This window comes from Streptomyces sp. NBC_00016 (genome assembly GCF_045040885.1).
Lineage (GTDB): Bacteria > Actinomycetota > Actinomycetes > Streptomycetales > Streptomycetaceae > Streptomyces > Streptomyces coriariae.
Window position 1 is genome coordinate 8,088,677 of the sequence record NZ_CP108304.1, and the last position, 13,291, is coordinate 8,101,967.

Below are 13,291 nucleotides of genomic sequence, written 5' to 3' on the forward strand. Positions count from 1 at the left end.
TCTGTGCACCGTGACTTCGCCTGCGTCGACGGACCGTGTTCCGCCCCAGCTCAGCGCGGCGCCGCGCCCCGCTCCGGGCCCGGCGGCCGACGAGGGGCTGGCGCGGCGGCTGCGCGCGCTCGCCTGCACCGCGCCGATCCACGACCTCGACGCCCGCAAGGCCAACCTCGCCGGTGAGTACTCGGTCTACGGCATGGCGGAGATCGCCCTCGCCGCCATCGACCTCGTCACACTCAACATGGACTTCGACACCGGCGCCGACCACGACCAGATAGTGGCCCGCCTCATGCCGCGCATCGCCGCGCAGGCCCCGCGGCGGCCCGTCGCCGAGCACGAGCGGGTGGCCCGCTGGGTGCTGGAGAACCTGATCAACGTCGGCAGCGTCGACCGCGGCTTCCGCGCCGCGTACGGCACGTTCGCGCCGGACGGCACGTATGTGCGCCGCGACTACGACTTCAAGCTGATCGAAGAGGTCCCCGGCTACGGCGGCGCGGTCTACCTCCGCACCACCGACGAGGCGGTCAACGTCCTAGTCGGCGCCCTCGACACCGACGTCACCAGCGCGCAGATCGCCGCCGAGGTCAAGCTCGAGGTGCTCATCCGGCGCGGCCGGCTCGCCGACGCCCAGCTGGCCGCCGAACAGGCCCGCTACCGCACCGTGCAGTACTCGGAGACCCTGCGCCGCGCCCTGGAGGCGACCCGGCGCAACGTGCGCGCGGTGGACTGGCTCAACGCCGTCCCCGACATGATCGCCGAGGCCCTCGACCACGTCGCCGACCGCTACCGCCACGAGAACGCGATCCTCACCAACATCCGCAAGGCACGCGACGAGATCGAGGACGCGGAGAACAAGCGGCGGGCCGCCGAACTCGTCGACATCGTGAAGGACTGCATCCGCCGGCACACCCAGTTGCAGTCCCGGCTGCTGGAGGCCGGCCCGCTGTTCCGTGCCGAGCAGGACCGACAGGCCTTCGCCACGCCCATGACCTCGTCGGGGATCGACCTCTACGGGCACCTCGTCACCCCCGTGCTGCCGCTGCCGCTGGAGCAGGCGGTCCGGGTCACCGACGCGTTCTTCGCCCACGGGACCGGATTGCGCACGCCGGTGTCGGTGCGCCTGGGCGACCTCGTCGACCTGCTGCTGACGCCGCCGGTGGAGCGGGAGCACCTGGGCGCGGAGATGCCGGAGCCGGACCTCATCGCGACGCCGGACGACAGCCGGTTCAGCGAGGAACAGCTGGCGATGGCCAAGGAACTGCTCGATCTGCCGGCGGACGCGCCACGACGGCTGTCGGGACTGCTCGAGGAGGCGCGGGCCAAGGACGGCGAGGAACTGGCCTACCTGGTGGCACTGCTGGCCGTGCACGCCGCCAGCCCGGCCGTGGGCACCGCCTACCGCCAGGGCGAGGAGAAGCTGCTGTTCGCCGTGGACGACGGCAAGGAACTGGACGACCCGGGGTTCGGCGGAGCCGATCTCATCGTCGGCACCGCCCTGCTGGACGCCGCGGGGATGGCGGCGGACCGCACGGAGGCGGCATGAGCCGGGTCGGGAACCGAGTGGACGAGCACGAGAACACCAAGGAGCCGAAGCTGTGACCGAGCAGGTCGAGTGGAGCGACACGGAGGCACCCGCCCCGGCGGCGAACGCCGCCGTCACCCCCGCCGACGCCGCCGACGCGGCGCGGCTCGTCGCCTTCGGGCTGATGCCCAAGCTGCAGCCCGCGCGGGACCAGGAGTACGCCGAACTGCTGCGGCGGTACCGGGAGGACCCGGCGTTCGCACGGCTCGCCGACGCCGTGGCCACCGGACTCGGGCTGATCGTGCTGGAGGTCTCCCCGCGCGCGGGGATGGCGGTGACCGCGGCCGAGGACTCGGTGTTCGCCGTGCGGATGGGGGACTACGCGCGTCGTACGTCCGCCGACGGCGGCGACCGGTTCCTGCACGGGCTCGCGCACCTCTGCGTCGCCGCGATGGCGTTCCCCCGGCCCGAGGACCTGGCCGACGACGGCTACATCGGCCGGGTCAGCGTCAACGGAGTGGACGCCTTCGTACGCCAGGCCTGCCGCCGGCTGGAGGAGCGGGCGGACGAGCAGGGCGAGAACACCGACCCCGCCACCGACGCGCCCGGCCTGGAGGCCGCCTGGCGGATCTGGGCCAGACGCAGCTCCACCGGCGCCACCAAGGACGCCCGCAGACTCGCCGGTTCGACGACCGGCATCGTCGGCAAGGCCGTCGCGTTCCTCACCGACTCCGGTTTCCTCCAGCGGACCGGTGACGACAGCGGCGGTACCTACCGGACGACCGCCCGCTATCAGCTCCAGGTGCGTGACATGGCGGGCGGTGCCGCCATGGCCGAGCTGCTGGAGCTGGGCGTCGTCCCGGTCACCGACGGCTCTCCGACGCTGCTGCCAGCCGAGGAGAGCGAGGACCTGGACCTGGTGGCCGACGCCGGCCTGCCGTTCCACTCCTGAAGCTACCGAGCTACCGAGCTACCGAGCTTCCGGGCTCATGGGCCTTCGGGCCCCTGAGCTTCCGAAGCGCCTCCCCCCGATCTGCCGAAGACTTACGAGAGTCCGCCATGTACGAGCTGTCCCGGGTCCGCCTCTACTCCATCGGGCCTGCCGGTGCGCGCTACGCCGACACCGTGCTTGACCTGCGGGGCGTGGGCGACATCGTGCCCGACCCCGCCCCCACTCAGGCGGAGTTCTTCGAGGAGGAGCCGGTCGGCCCGCCGCGCCGGCCGGCGCCCGCGGGCGTGCTCTTCCTGGAGAACGGCGGCGGCAAGTCCGTCCTGCTTAAGCTGATCTTCTCGGTGATGCTGCCGGGCCACCGCAACACGCTCGGCGGCGCCAGCTCCGGCGTGCTCCGCAAGTTCCTCCTCGCCGACGACTGCGGGCACGTGGCGCTGGAGTGGCAGCACGTGCTCACCGGCGAGTGTGTCGTCGTCGGCAAGGCGAGCGAGTGGCGCGGGCGGCAGGTGTCCAACGATCCGCGGAAGTTCGCGGAGGCCTGGTACTCGTTCCGCCCCGGGCCCGGGCTAAGCCTGGACAATCTGCCCGTCGCCGAGTCCACCGCCGTCCGCCCGCCCGTCGAGGGCGCCTCCGGCGCGCAGGGGCGGCGGCGCACCATGAAGGGGTTCCGGGACGCCATCACCGAGGCGGGGAAGGCGTATCTGCACCTGGAGGTGCACTGGGAGGAGATCCACGACCGGTGGATCGAGCACCTCGGCGAGCTGGGCCTGGACCCCGAACTCTTCCGCTACCAGCGGGAGATGAACGCCGACGAGGGTGAGGCCGCCGGCCTCTTCGCGGTCAAGAAGGACTCCGACTTCACCGACCTGCTGCTGCGCGCGGTGACCGACACACGGGACACCGACGGGCTCGCCGACCTGGTCAGCGGCTTCGGCAACAAGCTGGGCCGCCGCGCCGAGCTGATCGCCGAACGGGACTTCACCGCCGGTTCGGTGGACCTGCTCGGGCGGATCGTCGAGGCCGCCGAGGCGCGGGCACGCGCGCGTGACATCCACGCCGGCGCCGAGCGCCGCACCCGCGCGCTGGCCCGGCGGCTGTCCTCGCGCGGCCTGCGGGAGAAGGCGCGGGCCGGTGATCTCGCCCAGCGGGTCACGGCCGCCGCCTACGCCGTCACGCACTCCGAGAGCGCGCGAGAGCGCAGCGCGCTGATCGCCGCCGAACTCGCCTACCGTCATGCCTCGTTGGCGCTCGCCGGCGCCGAGAAGTCCGCCGCCGCCCAGAAGCGCGAACTCGCCGACGCCCGCACCCTGCACTCCGCCTGGCAGGCCGCCGAGGCCGTGCTGCGCCACCGCGCCGCCGCCGACCGCGTCGCGCGCGTCTCCGCCGCGATCCAGGAGGCCGAACGCGACGCGGCCCCCGCGCTCGCCGCCCGCGCCAGGGCCGCCGTCGACCTCGTCCGGGCCCTGCACGCGGCCGCCGAGAACGCCGAGGCCCTCGCCAACGAGGAGGAGGAGCGCTCGGCGGCACTCCAGGAGGTCGGCGAGTCCGCACACCGGGACTCGACGTCCGCCGCCACCGACGCCCAGCGCGCCCGCAGCGAGGTCGGCCACCTGCGCCAGCGCCTCGCCGAGGTCGAGCAGGAGACCGCCGAGGCCGTACGCGCGGGCTGGCTCGACGACAGCGCGCCCGACGCCGACCCCGCCCGCGCGGCCCTCGCCGCCAGCGACGCCGAGAAGACCGCCGTCGCCGCCTGGGACACCGCGCGTGACGCCTCACGCAGGGCCGCCGAGCACGCGCGCGAGGCCGCCTCCGCTGAGTCCCGCGCCGAGCTCACCGCGGCCCGGGCCGCCGACGCCGCGACGGCCGCGCACCGCTCCCACGAGGCCGAGCTGCGGCTCGCCGAGTCCCTGGCGGGCGAGGAGCGGCTCGCGGAGCTGCTCGGACTGACCGGCGGCGGCGCCCGCCCGCGGATCCCGCAGCCGCGGCAGAACGGCGAGCCGGACGACGGCTCCCTGCTGACCCCCGAGGACCTGGACCGCTGCGCCGACGAACTGCGCGATCTCCTCGACGACGCCGTCTCCTCCGCCGAACGGCAGCTCTTCGAGCTGCGGACGGCGGCCGCCGACGACTCCCGCATCCTCGGCGCGCTCGGTGACGGAGGGCTGCTGCCGCCCGGCCCGGACGTGCTGGCCACGGTCGAGTTCCTCGGCGAGCACGGCATCCCCGCCCTGCCCGGCTGGCGCTACCTCGCGCAGGCCGTCGACCCCGCCGACCACGCGCGCGTGCTCGCCGCGCGGCCCGAACTGGTCGACGGCGTGATCATCACCGACCCCGCCTCGCACGCACGCGCGCGGGAGGCGCTCGGTGAAGCCGCGCTGCTGCCCCGTTCGGCCGTGGCCGTCGGTACGGCCGCCGCCCTGCTGGCGCCGACCCCGGCGGCCGACGCGCAGAGCGCAGACGTCTTCCTCGTCCCGCCGAACCCGGCCATGCACGACGAGCACGCCGCCGACGAGGAACGGCAGGCGCTGCGCGCGCGGGCGACCGAGCGGGACGACGACATCCGCCGCCTCGCCGCGCGGCTCGGCAAGGACCGGGAGCTGGCCGCCCGGCTGTCCTCCTGGCGTACCGGCTGTCCCGCCGGGCGGCTCACCGAACTGGCCCGGTCCGCCGGGGAGGCGCGCGCGTTCGCCGAGGAGTCCGAGGCCGAGCTGTCCGAGGCCCGTACCGCGCGCGCGGAGGCCGACGAGATCGCCGCCGAGGCGGCCCAGGTGCGCGACGAGCGCCAGGAGGCCGCGCAGAAGGCCAGGCGAGCCGCCGACGCCCTGGCCGGCCTCGCCTTCCGGCTGCGCGAACGCGCCGGCTGGCAGGTCAAGGTGCGCGAACTCGCCGACGAGGCCGCCGAGTCGGAGGCCCGCGCCCAGACCTGCCTGGAGCGCGCCCGCGCCGCCGACGAGGACCGCCGCGGCGCCCAGCGCGCCGCCGACGACGCCCGCCGCACCGCGCGTGCGCTGCGCGCCGAACGCGCCGAGATCGCCGGCGCCCCCGACGACGTACCGGAAGGCGGGACGGACGCGTCCAAGGCGTCCCTGCCCGCCCTCCGCGAGGCCTACCGGGCGGCGTCCCAGCTGTACGAGAAGGTCGGCGTCGGCGCGGACCTGCGGGCCGAGCAGGCCCGCGCGGAGAGCGACGAGAGCGGGGCCCGCACCGAGCTGGACCGGCTCAGCAACAAGGTCCGCACGCGCGCGGAGCAGTTGCTCCAGTCGCCCGACGGCTCCGACGGGCCGTCCCGGCAGGCCGCCGCCGCCCGTGCGGATGAGCTGGTGCAGCTCCTGGAGACCCGAGTGTCCACCGCGAGCGAGCAGCTCGGGCGGCTGCGCGGCGAGACCGAGCGGCACGCCCCCGAGGACGGCGGGACCCACACCGAGCTGCCCGAGGAGCTCCAGCCGCGCGACGCCGAGCACGCCCAGGCGCTGCTGCGCACCGCGACGACCGAACTCGCCTCCCGCACCGAGGCGTTGAGCCGGTCCCGCGAGGCCCACGCCGAACTCCTGGCCGACCACCGCGCCGCCGAGGACGCGGCCGGCGGCTTCGACGAGATCGCCGCGATGCTCCGGGACCTGCTGCGCGAACACACCCCCGAGGAGGAGCAGGAGGAGGCGGAGCCCTACCCCGGCACCCCGGAGGAGGCCCGTCAGTCGGCCGCCGAGGCCCGCCGCTCGCTGCGCGGCTGCGCGGCCGAGCTGTCCGCCGCCGAGTCCGCCGTCCGCGAGGCCAGTGACATCCTCGTTCGGCACGCCAACTCCACGCGCTACGAGCAGGTTCGCACCCCGGCCCGCCAGCAGATCCGTGAGCTGCCCGCCGCCGCGCTGCCCGAGCACGCGCAGAAGTGGGCGAACGCCTTCGCGCCCCGGCTGCGTGTCCTGACCGACGAGCTGGAGCAGCTGGAGCGCAACAGGGACTCGATCGTGGACCGGCTGCGCGGGCTCGTCGAGTCCGCTCTCGCCACCCTGCGCTCGGCCCAGCGGCTCTCCCGGCTGCCCGAGGGACTCGGCGAGTGGTCCGGCCAGGAGTTCCTGCGCATCCGCTTCGAGGAGCCCGACCAGAGCACCCTCACCGAGCGGCTCGGCGAGGTCATCGACGAGGCGACCCGGGCCGCCGTGAAGAAGAACTCCGATCTGCGGCGCGACGGCATGTCACTGCTGCTGCGCGGGGTCGGCGCGGCCCTGCAGCCCAAGGGCGTCGCCGTCGAGATCCTCAAGCCGGACGCCGTACTGCGGGCCGAGCGGGTCCCCGTCGGTCAGATGGGCGACGTGTTCTCCGGTGGACAGCTGCTCACCGCGGCCATCGCCCTGTACTGCACGATGGCGGCGCTCAGGAGCAACGACCGGGGCCGGGACAAACACCGGTACGCCGGCACGCTGTTCCTCGACAACCCCATCGGGCGCGCCAACGCGACCTATCTGCTGGAGCTCCAGCGCGCCGTCTCGGACGCCCTCGGCGTGCAGCTCCTCTACACCACAGGGCTGTTCGACACGACGGCGCTGGCGGAGTTCCCGCTGGTCATCCGGCTGCGCAACGACGCCGACCTGCGGGCGGGCCTGAAGTACATCAGCGTCGAGGAACACCTCCGGCCGGGGCTGCCGCAGCAGGCCCCGGCCGGAGAAGGCGATGCGGTGCAGGTGCGCAGCGAGATCACGGCGACCCGGATGTACAAACGGCCCGCGCCGAACACCGGTTGATCAGCTCTCCGTCAGGCGGTGGTCCTCGAGGACACCGGTCCGGTGCCGCTGCACGAACCAGTAGTAGGCGAAGCCACCGCCCGCGATCACGGCGACGAACAGGACGGCCCCCCACTGGAGGTACCAGTGGAAGGGCGCCGCCGCGTTGTAGACCGAGGCACGCGGCCAGATCAGGTTGGTCGTCATCGCCGCGCCCCACACCACCGCGACGAGGTTGACGAGCAGCCCCCAGCGGCCGAGCGAGAACTTCCCGTCGCTCGCCGGCTGCCACCTGCCGCGCAGCCGTGCCACCAGCATCGGGCCGGTCACGCCCAGGTAGGCGAGGTAGATCATGATGATGCCGATGCTGGTGACGACCGTGAAGATCTGCGGCTGGCGGATGTTGACCACCAGGATCGCCAGCGCCAGCACACCGATGATCACGGTCGGCAGCACCGGGGTCCGGAAGCGCGGGTGGCACTTGGCCAGCCGCGCGGACCCGGGCAGGTTGTTGTCGCGGGCCATCGCGAACGCCAGCCGGATCGCCGCCGTGTGCACGGCCAGGGCGCACACCGTGACGGCGATCAGCACACACCACAGCATCGCCTTGCCGGCCGTCGGACCGAGCACGTCGAGCACGACGTACTGAAGCCCGTCCGTGGACAACTTCTCGCCCTTCAGGCTGGAGACGCTCATCAGCGCGAGCAGCAGGATCAGTCCGCCGAGGACGAAGGAGGCGACGATCGCCCGGATGATCGCCCGGGGCGCGTTGCGGGACGGGTCGATGGACTCCTCGCCGAGCGACGCGGCCGTGTCGAAGCCGTACATGACATACGCCGAGGCCAGCGAGGCCACCAGGAACGCGCCGAGATACCCGGCCCCGTAGCCCGCTCCCGTGCCGTTGGTCTCCATGACCACCTGCGGGCCGCGGGTGATGTGGACGGCGAACAGGACGATCAGTACGACGGTGGCGATCAGCTCGATGAACACTCCGGCCGTGTTGATCGTCGCCATCAGCTTGACGCCGAACGCGTTGACCAACGTGGTGAACAGGATCAACACGGTGGCCAGGACGACCGCGTTGGTCGCCACGTCGTACTTGCCGGTGCCGTCACCCACGAACTGGAACGTCGAGGAGATCTGCGGCAGCGTCAACTGGTAGGCCAGCGCCACGGCCGCGATTGACACGATCGAGGCAATCAACATCATCCAGCCGGCCAGCCAGCCCAGATGCGGATTGCCGATCTTCTTCGACCAGTTGTAGACGGACCCCGCGACCGGATAGCGGGCGGCGAGCTCCGCGAAGCACAGGGCGACCGCGAACTGGCCGACGAACACCATCGGCCAGGACCACCAGTAGGCGGGGCCACCGCTGCCGTAGCCGAAGTAGAAGAGCTGGAAAGTGCCGGTCAGGATCGAGATGTAGCTGATGCCCGCGGCGAAGGTGTGGAAGTTGCCCAAGGTCCGCTTGAGCTCGGGTCGGTAGCCGAACTCGGCGAGCTCGGCGTCGTCCTGCTGAGGGCCTTGTGGATGCTCGGCTGTCGTCATGGGCGAACTCCTGGTGCTCGTAGGAGTCCAGCACACCACCAGGGCGATCAGCCCGCGAGATCATCGTCGGCCGGGTCCGTTCACACGTCTCGAAGATCTGCGCTCACTGTGTGAACGGACGCGGCCCGACCGGGGAAACCCGTCTTGGTTCCCCTGGCCGGTGCCGCGCCGACCGCCTCAGGAGTGGGACAGCTGTCCGGCGCCGCCCTGCCTGCGTATCCGCTCCTGCGTGCGCTCGGCGGCCCGAGCCTGCCGACGCAGCCGGCGTCGCTCACGTCGCAGTGAACGCGCGGTGCTGCTCGGCGTCGACACCACGCCGTTGCGCTGGTTCCACACCTGCCGGGTCACCCAGACGTCCAGCGCGCCCCAGGTGGCCAGCACCGTGCTGACCACGCTGCTGATCACCATCGGGAACGCCAGCCAGGATCCGGCCAGCGTGCACAGGAAGGCGACCATCGCCTGTATCAGCGTCACGGCGATGACCAGCACCGCGCGCACCGCCGCCGTACGCACCGGGTCGGGCATCCGACGCCGCCGCGCAGGCTCCTCCACCCACAACGGGCGGTAGACCGCCCGCGCTTGTGCCGTGGCGGACGTACCGCGGGTGTCGCCCCCGCCGGTCCGCCGGACCTTCTGCACCGTGTCCCCGGCTCCCGCGGGGGTGCCACGGCCCGTCGACCCGCGCCGGTCCGGCGCGCTCTCGCTCCGCTCCGCTGTCACGTGCCCGTTCGCCGGAATGTCGCGGTCGGATGCCTCGGGATCCCGCAACGCCGTACTGCCCGCCGTCGCGCTCTCCTCCGGCGCCTTACGCCGCTCCGCCGTGCCCATCACTGTGTCACTCCCCACCGCCAGCAGACCGCTCGCCTCCGGGTCAGAAGACCCGGCTCCCCAGTGGCTGCCCGGCTTGCGCTGTTTTACGCCGCCCAGGTGCGGCAAACGGCTCGTGTGGCCGATTCCGCCCCCAATTCCCAATGAGTAGGACGAACGACGTGCCCTGAAGATTCCCGAGTTGCGAAAAATTCTGGCCAACTCGTGTGCACGGCCGACCGGATCCGGCCGGGTCCACAGGAGCGGATTCGGGGAGACAATCTCCCGTAATTACCGGACAACACGCCATGTCTCGCCCCCGGGGCGGAAGTTCAGCTTCCGGACAGCTCTTCGAGTTCACTGTGCGTCGGTAGTAGGCTCGCGCCGTTTGTTGACGCACATGCGTACCCCCTGCCGGAGGGGGTTCGAGCTGGGGGAGGCCATGCGCTTTCGCGGGAAGTCGATCCGCCGGAAGATCGTGGCGCTGCTTCTCGTGCCGCTGGTGTCCCTGACCGCCGTCTGGGGCTTCGCCACGGTACTCACGGGACGCGAGGCGAGCCGCCTGTTCACGGTGTCGTCCCTCGTCGAGAAGGTCGGCTACCCGATCGAGGACACCGTCCGCGTCGTTCAGCAGGAACGCCGCCAGGCCCTCGTCTACCTCGCCGACCCCCGTGCCTCCGACGCGCTGTCCGCGCTGCGCCGCACCCGGACCGCCACCGACAAGGCACTGGCCGAGATCCGCGGGAACGCCCAGGACCCCGACGTGCGTGACGTCCTGGACCAGGACGACGGGGAAGGCCTGACCGCGGTGCTCGACGCCTTCGACGGCGTCGACTCGCTGCGCCGAAGCGTCGAGGAAGGCACCGTCACCCGGGCGCAGGCCCTCGCCCTCTACACCCAGCTGATCGACCCCTGTTACGCCCTGCTGGCCAAGCTGGACGTCGTCGACAGCGTGGAGATGGACAAGCAGTACCGAGCGCTCGTCAGCGTCGCCCGAGCCCGTGAACTGCTCTCCCAGGAGGACGCCCTGCTCGGCTCCGCCCTGGTCGTGGGCCGGCTCAGCCGCGAGGAGATCCGCGACGTCTCCGACCTCGAGGCCCAGCGGGAGGTGGTCTACGAAGTCGGCCTCGCCCAGCTGCCCACCGCGGAGCGCGAGCGCTACGAGAGCTTCTGGAAGAACGCCACCACCGCCCCGCTGCGCACCGTCGAACAGGCCGTCGTCGGCACCACGCCCGGCGGCATGCCCCGGGGCGTCAGCGCCAAGAACTGGGACACCGCGGCCGGAAACGTCCTCCTCGAACTCGGCACCCTGGACGAGCAGGCCAACGACCGCTACCAGGACCGGGTGCGCCCGGTCGCGATCGAGGTCATCGTCAAGGCGGTCGTCGCCGGCGTCTTCGGACTGGTTGCCCTGCTGGTCTCCCTGGTCCTGTCCGTACGTATCGGCCGTGGCCTCATACGCGACCTGCGCCAGCTCCGGCTGGAGGCCCACGAGGCGTCCGGCGTGCGGCTGCCCAGTGTGATGCGCCGCCTGTCCGCGGGCGAACAGGTCGACGTGGAGACCGAGGTACCGCGCCTGGAGTACGACAAGAACGAGATGGGCGAGGTCGGCCGGGCCCTCAACACCCTCCAGCGCGCCGCGGTCGAGGCCGCCGTCAAACAGGCCGAACTGCGGTCCGGGGTCTCCGAGGTCTTCGTCAACCTCGCCCGCCGCAGCCAGGTCCTGCTGCACAAGCAGCTGACCCTGCTCGACACCATGGAGCGCCGCACCGAGGACACCGAGGAACTCGCCGACCTCTTCCGCCTAGACCACCTCACCACCCGCATGCGCCGGCACGCCGAGGGCCTGGTGATCCTCTCGGGCGCCGCCCCTTCCCGGCAGTGGCGCAGGCCCGTGCAGCTCATGGACATCGTGCGCGCCGCGGTCGCCGAGGTCGAGGACTACGAACGCATCGAGGTCCGCCGGCTGCCGCGCCTAGCCGTCACCGGCCCGGCCGTCGCCGACCTCACCCACCTGGTGGCCGAACTCCTGGAGAACGCCACGGTGTTCTCCCCGCCGCACACCGCGGTCCAGGTGTTCGGCGACCGGGTCGCCAACGGCTTCACCCTCGAGATCCACGACCGCGGCCTCGGCATGGCACCCGAGGCTCTCCTGGAGGCCAACCTCCGGCTCGCCGAGACACCGGAATTCGAGCTGTCCGACACCGACCGCCTCGGGCTGTTCGTGGTCAGCCGGCTCGCCCAGCGGCAGAACGTCCGTGTCTCCCTGCAGCCGTCGCCGTACGGGGGGACGACGGCCATCGTCTTCATCCCCGACGCCCTGCTGACCGACGACGTCCCCGACACCAACGGCATCGGCTTCCGGCTCGACCGGCCCCGGCCCCCGAAGGAGGCCGACTCCGCGGAGCCCCGCAGGACCGCCCTCTCCCCGGCCTCGATGCAGCTTCCCGGAGTGCCGGCCTCGGTGCTCGACGGTCCGGTCGAACTGGAGGCCCCCGTCGGCCTGGACGCCCTCGGTGACTTCCCGGCCACCCTGGACGAGGACGACGACGGCGGTGGCCTGTTCCGCCCGCGGCGCTCCCTCACCCGCGCCGAGGACGAGCCGGCGGCGGACACCGTCGACCAGCACCGCAGGCTGCCCGACAGCCCCGGCGAACCCCAAGGGCCCCTCGCCGACGATCCGGCCGGTCGCCGCCTGCCCAAGCTGGTCAGCTCGCACGGCCGCCCGGTCCCGGAACAGCGGCCCCGCCGTGCGGAGACGGACCCCGAGCCCCCGGCCAGGCCCGGCCCCCGCCGGGTGGAGAACGACGGCCCGGCACCGCTGCCCTCGCGCCGCCGCGGCATGACGGCGCAGATCCCCCGCAACGGTGGCACCACCGAGCGCCCCGCGCCGCAGGAACGTCCCGGCCGCGGCGCACAGGAGCCGGCCCAGCCTCCCGCCCTTCCCCAGCGCACGCGACAGGCCACGGCCCGGCCCGGTGTCCCCGGCGGCACGTCCGACCGCGCGGACACCACGTCCGCCCGGTCCGGCGACACCGCGTCCGGCGGGAGGGACGGCAGCGGGTCCGGCGCGGGTGCGCTGCCGCGGCGCGTACGGCAGGCGAACCTGGCCCCGCAACTGCGGCAGGGTCCGGCCCCGCGCACCGAGGACCGAGCCGACCCCGCGGACCGGGACGCCGACGAGGTACGCAGCCGGATGGCCTCGCTCCAGCGCGGCTGGCAGCGCGGCCGCGTAGAGAACGCCGCGGGCGACGACGCCCACAGCGGCGCGGCACCACAACGAACGACAAAGGGGGACGGTCGATGACCGCACCGAAGACGACCGGCCACAGCACGACCACCAACAACGGCGAGCTGAACTGGCTCCTCGACGAACTCGTCGACCGCGTCGCCAGCATCCGCAAGGCCGTCGTCCTCTCCGGCGACGGCCTGCCGACGGGGGTGTCCAAGGACCTGACCCGGGAGGACGGCGAGCATCTGGCCGCCGTGGCCTCCGGGTTCCACAGCCTCGCCAAGGGCGTCGGCCGTCACTTCGAGGCCGGCAGCGTCCGCCAGACCGTCGTCGAACTCGACGACGCCTTCCTGTTCGTCACGGCCGCGGGCGACGGCAGCTGCCTCGCCGTCCTCTCGGACGCCGACTCGGACGTGGGGCTCGTGGCGTACGAGATGACGCTCCTCGTCAAGCGGGTCGGCGTACATCTGGCCACCACCCCACGCACCGATCTGCCCTCGGGCGGGTAGTGGGAT

General features: G+C 72.9%; 7 protein-coding genes. 5 read left to right on the forward strand and 2 right to left on the reverse strand.

Annotation, left to right across the window (positions count from 1 at the left end; all coding sequences use genetic code 11):
* Positions 1 to 10: 10 nt before the first annotated feature.
* From OG933_RS35860 to OG933_RS35870, 3 genes are all read left to right on the forward strand, one after another.
* Positions 11 to 1,540, forward strand: a complete 1,530-nt coding sequence (locus OG933_RS35860) for a hypothetical protein (protein ID WP_362529727.1) — start codon at positions 11 to 13, stop codon at positions 1,538 to 1,540.
* A 52-nt stretch (positions 1,541 to 1,592) separates the two neighbouring features.
* A complete protein-coding gene (locus OG933_RS35865) occupies positions 1,593 to 2,471 on the forward strand; it encodes a hypothetical protein (RefSeq protein WP_405631021.1) in 879 nt (292 codons plus the stop codon).
* Positions 2,472 to 2,578: 107 nt separating this feature from the next.
* The gene (locus OG933_RS35870; RefSeq protein WP_405631022.1) at positions 2,579 to 7,210 is read left to right on the forward strand and encodes a hypothetical protein; all 4,632 of its coding nucleotides are present in this window, start codon (positions 2,579 to 2,581) and stop codon (positions 7,208 to 7,210) included.
* Here the strand turns inward: OG933_RS35870 and OG933_RS35875 are convergent, their stop codons facing one another.
* Both OG933_RS35875 and OG933_RS35880 read right to left on the reverse strand, forming a co-directional pair.
* Positions 7,211 to 8,737, reverse strand: a complete 1,527-nt coding sequence (locus OG933_RS35875) for an APC family permease (protein ID WP_405631024.1) — start codon at positions 8,735 to 8,737, stop codon at positions 7,211 to 7,213.
* Positions 8,738 to 8,914: 177 nt separating this feature from the next.
* Complete coding sequence (locus OG933_RS35880) at positions 8,915 to 9,565, reverse strand: hypothetical protein (protein WP_405631026.1); 651 nt, start codon at positions 9,563 to 9,565, stop codon at positions 8,915 to 8,917.
* Positions 9,566 to 9,986: 421 nt separating this feature from the next.
* Between OG933_RS35880 and OG933_RS35885 the strand changes: the two genes are divergently transcribed.
* Positions 9,987 to 12,851, forward strand: a complete 2,865-nt coding sequence (locus tag OG933_RS35885) for a nitrate- and nitrite sensing domain-containing protein (RefSeq protein WP_405631028.1) — start codon at positions 9,987 to 9,989, stop codon at positions 12,849 to 12,851.
* Entirely contained in the window at positions 12,848 to 13,285 is a 438-nt protein-coding gene (locus OG933_RS35890; protein WP_365120294.1) for a roadblock/LC7 domain-containing protein, read from the forward strand. The genes OG933_RS35885 and OG933_RS35890 overlap by 4 nt, the downstream gene beginning before the upstream one ends.
* The last annotated feature ends 6 nt before the right edge of the window (positions 13,286 to 13,291 follow it).

What these genes read in the sequence shown, in the direction of transcription:
- OG933_RS35870 (WP_405631022.1), top strand. Translation starts at nt 2,579, where the DNA reads ATGTACGAGCTGTCCCGGGTCCGCCTCTACTCCATCGGGCCTGCCGGT.
- OG933_RS35875 (WP_405631024.1), bottom strand. Translation starts at nt 8,737, where the DNA reads ATGACGACAGCCGAGCATCCACAAGGCCCTCAGCAGGACGACGCCGAG.
- OG933_RS35880 (WP_405631026.1), bottom strand. Translation starts at nt 9,565, where the DNA reads ATGGGCACGGCGGAGCGGCGTAAGGCGCCGGAGGAGAGCGCGACGGCG.
- OG933_RS35885 (WP_405631028.1), top strand. Translation starts at nt 9,987, where the DNA reads ATGCGCTTTCGCGGGAAGTCGATCCGCCGGAAGATCGTGGCGCTGCTT.
- OG933_RS35890 (WP_365120294.1), top strand. Translation starts at nt 12,848, where the DNA reads ATGACCGCACCGAAGACGACCGGCCACAGCACGACCACCAACAACGGC.